We start from the raw sequence: 5103 nt of genomic DNA on the forward strand, positions 1-5103 counted from the left end.
GTGCGGCAAGTGGCCTTCGATCTACAGATCAGCGACCAGACGATCTACAACTGGCGCGAGCAGGAGCTGATCGACACCGGTCAGAAACCCGGCATGCCCGATCAGCCCCCTACCATCGCCGCATACAGACAACCGACGATCTCATGCTCTACCGTTCACCCAGAAGGTGCACCCGCCTCTGCCCGGACTCGATCTCAAGCAATCGCATCCTGGCAGGCCAGGTGCACCTTCCTCACACCTGTGATCTTTCCGTTGCAATCAGGGCTGAATATCCGAGGTCGAACTCTGCGAGCATTCGCCGTCGGCGCGGCTCGGTGGTGAAACCAACTTCCAACGCGGTGCGGGTGAATCGGAGCAGGTCGTCGAGATCGCATCCCAGGGCCGCGGCGGCCTCGTACTCCTTGCCGATGGTGGTGCCCACCTGGACCGGGTTGTCAGTGCCCAGGACGACCCGCACACCGTGGTCCAGCAGTCGGCGCAGCGGATGCTCGGGGTATTCATCGATGGCGCCGAGCAGTCGGTTGCAGGTCAGGCAGCATTCCAGGGTGATCTTCCGGTCGGCCAGGAGGCCCATCAGAGCCGGGTCGGCGGCCGCGTGGACGCCGTGGCCGATCCGGGTCAGGCCAGGTGTGCGGGCGGCGGCGGCGATGTTGGCGGTGGAGAACTCTCCCGCGTGCGCGGTGATGCCGAGGCCCACCGCAGCGAATCGTTCGGCCAGCGCGTAGGCCTGCTTCCAGTCGGCCTCCACGTGGTAGGGCTGGTAGAGCAGGTCGATTCCGGCCAGCCCCTCGGCCGCGGCCTCGACACAGCCTTCGACCACGCGGGTCAGCCGGTCGGGAGCGAGGAACTGGACCACGGTGACCACCGCCTCGGCTCGCAGCGCGGGGTATCGCCGCCGGGCCTCGGCTTCGGCTTGGCGGAACAGCCCCATGAAGTCTTCTCTGACGACGGTCTCGTTGCCGAACCGTACCTCGACGAAGCATGCTCCGTCCTCGGCAGCCTCGGTCAGGGTATCGACGACCCGGGCCACGAACAGGTCGTCCTCGGCGTCTAGTTCCCGAGCGACGGGAAACACCTTGGATAGGTTGTCGAGGCGTTCGATGCCGGGTGGTATCTCGTCGAGCAGGGACCGGCGCCAGCTCGCCCAGTCGTAACCCGCCCTGTTCTCGCGTTTGGCGAGGACCCGGTCCAAGCGGGGGGACATCTCCTGGTGAAGGTGCAGATCGGCTTTGGGAAGGGAGCGTAGTCCGGTCATCACACCCGTCAGCCTAGTGGTAATGCGCGTCATGGGACGTTGTCGCTGCCGCGCTCTCGGCGAACGCCCGAACGGGAAGATTCGGATGCTCCGTGACCAACGCGAGAATCGCAAGGAAGTCGTCAACCAGCCGCGCGACCTGCTGCGGCGGGTAAATCCCGGAATGGTGTCCGGCATATCCCGTCAGTGCGTTGTTGGTGTCGAAGACAGAGAACGAGAGTGGGAATTCCGTGTCTTTTGTGACAATGTGGTACGGCTCGTCACGCAGTCGGGTCAGCCTGATATCGCCGCGGTGGAAACTGTGCAGCGCGAACAGTGTGGTGATGGGGTACGACGCCACCGGATCGGCGGCCGGGTCGGTCGACTCGACGAGTTGCTCGACGGACAGAGCCTGGTGGGCGAACGACTCGGTCGCGGTGTCGTGCACTCGGGTGAGCAGGGAGCGAAAGTCGTCCCGTAGGTCGATCCCGACCGTCAGAGGGACGATGTGCGCGAGATACCCGACAACCCGGCTGAGCTCGGGGCGGTTGCGGTTGGCGGCGGGCGATCCGATGACGATCTCGTGTGCGGCGCCGTGTCGGTATAGCAGAAGCGCGTAGCAGGCCAGCAGAACGCCGAAGAGGGTCGTTCCGGCTTCGTCGGCCAGACGCCGAAGTACCCGCGCGGTCGGGCCGGGGATCTGGAAGTGGATCCGGTTTCCGTGACCCGCCGACGGCTCAGAGCGCGGCGGCGAGAGGTTGGGCGCGAGGGGAAGCGCGGCGGCGACCGGTACTCGCCGCGGCCGCCAGAACTTCAGATAGCGATCCAGCGTCGGGCCCCGTAGCCACGCCTGCTGCCAGCCGACGACGTCGACCAAGTGGAACTCGGGCTCCGGCAGCGCCGGGGGCTCTCCGGCGACCCGTGCGTTGTACAGGGCGGCCATCTCGCCGACGATCACCTGAAGCGACCAGCCGTCGGCCACGATGTGGTGCACGCACACCACGATCACGTGCTCGTCTTCGGCCAGTCGCAAGAGCTGCACGCGAAACGGTGGACCCGCGGTGAGGTCCATCGGCCGGGTGGCCTGTGTGTCGGCCATGCGCTGGGCGGCGGCCTGCCGATCGTGGGGACCGATCCCGCGCAGGTTGATGACCGTGAACTCCGGCGGGCACTCGGTGAGAACGGTCTGTCCGGGCACTCCGTCGTCTTCGGAGAAGACGGTGCGGAGAGCTTCATGGCGGCGGGCGACCTCGTTCGCGGCCTCTCTGAGCGCGACTGCGTCGAGCGGCCCATGGAGTAGCCGCGCCATGGTGACGTTGTAGGCGAGACCGCCGTGGACGCCGCTTCGCTCCAACCGCCACAGGCGTCGTTGGGTCGGCGACAACGGGTGCGGTCCCGGCCGCTCGACACTCCGGATCGGCGGGGCGTCGCGCTCCACCTGTCTGCGTCGACGCTGTGCCGCCCAGATCGACGCCATCAGCCATCCGCCTCGGAGACCGTCGGCTCCGTGGCGAAGACGGCGCGTCTATCCTTGGTGAGCAACCGGTCGCGCATGGTGCCCTGCCAAGCGCGTGGCCTACCCAGGGAGCCACCCGCGCTCGCGAGGTAATCCTCGTCTATCTCGCCACCGAGGTCTAGAGCATCGAGGGTCGTGAGACCGAAGGTCCGATCGAGGTGGGTCAGCACCCAGCCTACGGGTCGTCCGATGCCGTAGTCCTTGATCTCCTTGCTGAACCGGCCGTCGGTCAGCACCGCGTGGTGTGCCCGCCACAACCTGATGACGTCGCCGAACTTCATCAGATCCACGTCCTGTTCCTTGCCCAGCCACCATTCGAACCACGCCTCGCGAAACAGGTGCAGCACGGTGTCGAGGAAGCGGAAGGCGGGGGCGGGACGGGGCAGGGACAAACCGGGCACGCCCGTTACCTCGTACCGCTCCAGACTCTCGAAGATGGGGGTGACGGGCACCTGGTACTCGGCTCGGGCCCAGGTGAGACTGTTGGCGAAGTCGACTTCGAGGACCGGGACGAGCGGGTCGGAGGTGACCAGACTCTGGGTGGGCAGGTGGTCGGGGTTGAGCCGGTACTTCATCAGCTCGGTGCGCTCGAACTTCACGATCACCCGGCGGTTGAAGTCGTAGAGCCCGACCCGGTAACCAAGCTTCGGCATCAGCGCGGATGCGGCGTCGCGGTCCTCCGGCCGGATCAGCAGGTCGAGGTCGCCGAGCCAGCGACTGCCGTTGCCGCCGTACAGGTCCGACTCGTATGCGGCGCCCTTGCGTGCGGCCACCGGGATTCCAGAGTCTTCCAACGCCGCTACCACCCGCCCAGCCTCGGTGTACCAGACGTCGCGGCGGTATAGGTTGAGGGCGAGGACGGAGCGAAGGTGTTCCGACACGCGCAGCGGAATCGCGTCGTGCAGTTCCAGATCGCCGATGGCGTGAGCGACCATCGGAAGCATTCGGTGACGCAGTGCCTGCTCGATCACCTCTCCCCAATCGAGTCCTCCGTACACCAGCGCGGCGAACGCCGTGCGTTCGTCCGGTGTCTCCAGGCCGCGGGCCAGCCCTTCCAGCACGGCCCATTCGGGGCCGAACGTGGTGTCGCCCGTGGTCATGTCACTCGCGGTCATGTCAGGCGCCTTCCGTTCCGCTCGTCGCGCCGACGAGGCTGCGCAACGCTTCTTGCAGATCCTTCACCGTCCCGAAGGTGGAGCCGGTGAGCATCGAGTCGGGAAACTCGATGTTGAAAGTTTCTTCCAGATCGAGCACCAGGTTGACGGCGCGCAGCGAATCCAGGCCGAGTGAGACCAGGGTCGCGTCGACCGGAAACGCATGATCGTCTTCGATGGGCAGATGCGCGCGCAGGATGCGCTGCACGGTTACCTCGCACTCGTCAGTCATGAGCTTGTCACCTGCCATTCGCGGTGGAGGACGAGTGGGACCACTTGTCGGTGAAGGACTTCAGCTCGGTCGGGGTGTATAAATGTCGGGCATACCGCGATTCGTAAATCTTTCGGCAGGTTGTCCGAGAAATGCGGATTCTGGGTATGATCTGCCGGTAAATATCCTCGACATAGACGGACTGGAGTTTGGCGGGCGCGCGGGAACTGGCGTATCGCAGTGGTACGGCCGCGTTGACGAATTCACTCAACGCCTGCTCGCCGCAGCGGTTCAGGTCCTCCAGTCGCAGGGCGAGCACTTCGACGTTCCCCTCTCGTACGAGCGTGTACCCGGCGCTGTGGTCGAACGGCTGGGCGAACAGGTCGACGCCGAGGGCCGCTCGGAGCTCGTAGTGGAGCCAGGTGCAGGTATGGTTGGTCGTCTCGTCGAACGCCGCGAACTGCGCGGTCGCAGCGCGCGCGATCCGGCTGAGCCGCGGTGACCCGTCGCCCACCAAGTGGGGGTGGAGCACGTCGACCATTTGGAGGTAGGCCGACACGTCGCGGGCGATAGGCTCCCGCACGCTCGTGATGACCTTCCAGCGCACGCTGGGCCGGTCCCGGCGGAGGGCGCGCAGTCGTTCGGTGCTCTCCTCGTGAGGCAACGGCACGTCCGCCTTCAGTCCGGCATACAGCCGCCGAGCGCGCGCCAGCCCCTGGTCGGACAGGTAATGGATCTTGTAGACCGGCTGCGGCAACCGCGCCTCGACCAGCGACTGGTGAATGCTCGACGAGCCGACTTTTCCCATCTGATAGACGACCACCACGGTGTCGTGGCCGGTGCGTGCGGCGCTGTCGGCGGACAAGGTCCACCGCCTCCTTCGGGGGTTAGGGCTCAGGACGTGGTGGGCCACCCGCAGGTCCTCGTCGAGGACCCGCGCGTAGTAGCAGGTGTACTCCTTGGCGGTGAAGGCGTTGATCTCGCCGCC

5 protein-coding genes are annotated in these 5103 nt (G+C 66.1%); all 5 read right to left on the reverse strand.

The features are described 5' to 3' along the window. Window positions 1–232: 232 nt before the first annotated feature. Window positions 233–1288, reverse strand: a complete 1056-nt coding sequence (locus ABZ260_RS46070; protein ID WP_355630896.1) for a hypothetical protein — start codon at window positions 1286–1288, stop codon at window positions 233–235. After that, window positions 1269–2711 (reverse strand): condensation domain-containing protein, encoded by a 1443-nt coding sequence (locus ABZ260_RS46075; RefSeq protein WP_355630899.1) that lies wholly within the window; start codon window positions 2709–2711, stop codon window positions 1269–1271. Before ABZ260_RS46075 ends, ABZ260_RS46070 begins: the two co-directional genes overlap by 20 nt. Next, a complete protein-coding gene (locus ABZ260_RS46080) occupies window positions 2711–3865 on the reverse strand; it encodes a nucleotidyltransferase family protein (RefSeq protein WP_355630902.1) in 1155 nt (384 codons plus the stop codon). The genes ABZ260_RS46075 and ABZ260_RS46080 overlap by 1 nt, the downstream gene beginning before the upstream one ends. Window position 3866: 1 nt before the next feature. Beyond that, window positions 3867–4136, reverse strand: coding sequence for a phosphopantetheine-binding protein (locus ABZ260_RS46085; protein ID WP_355630905.1), 270 nt, complete (start codon window positions 4134–4136; stop codon window positions 3867–3869). A gap of 7 nt (window positions 4137–4143) precedes the next feature. Beyond that, window positions 4144–5103: putative capsular polysaccharide synthesis family protein (locus ABZ260_RS46090; RefSeq protein WP_355630908.1), on the reverse strand; the 960-nt coding region annotated here is incomplete at its 5' end.

This window comes from Streptosporangium sp. NPDC006013 (assembly GCF_040614275.1).
Lineage (GTDB): Bacteria > Actinomycetota > Actinomycetes > Streptosporangiales > Streptosporangiaceae > Streptosporangium.

Bases quoted from the DNA above. Each gene is read 5' to 3' on its own strand.
- ABZ260_RS46070 (WP_355630896.1), bottom strand. From the start codon at position 1,288: ATGACGCGCATTACCACTAGGCTGACGGGTGTGATGACCGGACTACGC.
- ABZ260_RS46075 (WP_355630899.1), bottom strand. From the start codon at position 2,711: ATGGCGTCGATCTGGGCGGCACAGCGTCGACGCAGACAGGTGGAGCGC.
- ABZ260_RS46080 (WP_355630902.1), bottom strand. From the start codon at position 3,865: ATGACCGCGAGTGACATGACCACGGGCGACACCACGTTCGGCCCCGAA.
- ABZ260_RS46085 (WP_355630905.1), bottom strand. From the start codon at position 4,136: ATGACTGACGAGTGCGAGGTAACCGTGCAGCGCATCCTGCGCGCGCAT.